General features: G+C 73.5%; 1 protein-coding gene. It reads left to right on the forward strand.

Translation table 11 applies throughout. The annotated features are described in order from the left end of the window. Positions 1-786: CU044_5270 family protein (locus GL263_RS27440; protein ID WP_182858421.1), on the forward strand; the 786-nt coding region annotated here is incomplete at both ends.

A 786-nucleotide genomic window follows, 5' to 3' on the forward strand; every position in this document is an offset into this window, starting at 1 on the left:
GCGGTGGTTGCGGCGGCCGGCGGTGCTGGTGGTAGGCGTCGCGGCGTGTGTGGTGGCGCTCAGCGTCGCCGCCTCGCTGCTGGTCGCGGGAAGTGGGGGCCGGGGCGTGCCCGTCCCGCCGCCGGAGCCGGCGGCCGTCCGGCTGCTCGACCGGGTTGCCGTGGCGGCCCAGGGGGCAGCCGAACCGGTGGTCCGGGACGGGCAGTTCCTCTACACGAGGACCAAGGGCTTTGCCGCGGTGCTGAGCGAGGTCTCCGAGGAGGGGGACATGGAGTTGAGCCGGAGCGACCAGTCGCACGAGCGCTGGGAGTCGGTGGACGGTTCGGCGCGGACCCTGGAGCGCTACCCGGGAGGTGGCCAGGACACGTTCGACGCGGGCGAGGGCACGCTGCTCGATCCGACCTACCGCTTCCTCGAATCGCTCCCCACCGATCCGGAGCACCTGTTGCAGATGTTCTACGAGGACGCGGAGCTGAACCACGGCGCGGGGACGGACTCGACGCTCGGCGCGGACCAGGGGGCGTTCGTGGCGATCGGTGACCTGCTGAGCGGGGTGGAGTGTCCGCCGCGGGTGAGCGCCGCGCTGTACCGGGCGGCGGGACGTATCCCGGGGGTGGTGCTCGTGCCGGAGGCGACGGACGCGCTCGGGCGGAAGGGGGTCGCGGTGGCGCGGGAGCACGACGGGGAGCGCACCGAGTGGATCTTCGACCGGGAGAGCCTGCGGCTGCTCGGGTACCGCACCGTCGTGTTGAAGGACGGCGACTGGGGGAAGGCGGGGGAGGCGGT

The sequence above is a fragment of the Streptomyces durbertensis genome (assembly GCF_014156695.1).
Taxonomy (GTDB): Bacteria; Actinomycetota; Actinomycetes; order Streptomycetales; family Streptomycetaceae; genus Streptomyces; species Streptomyces durbertensis.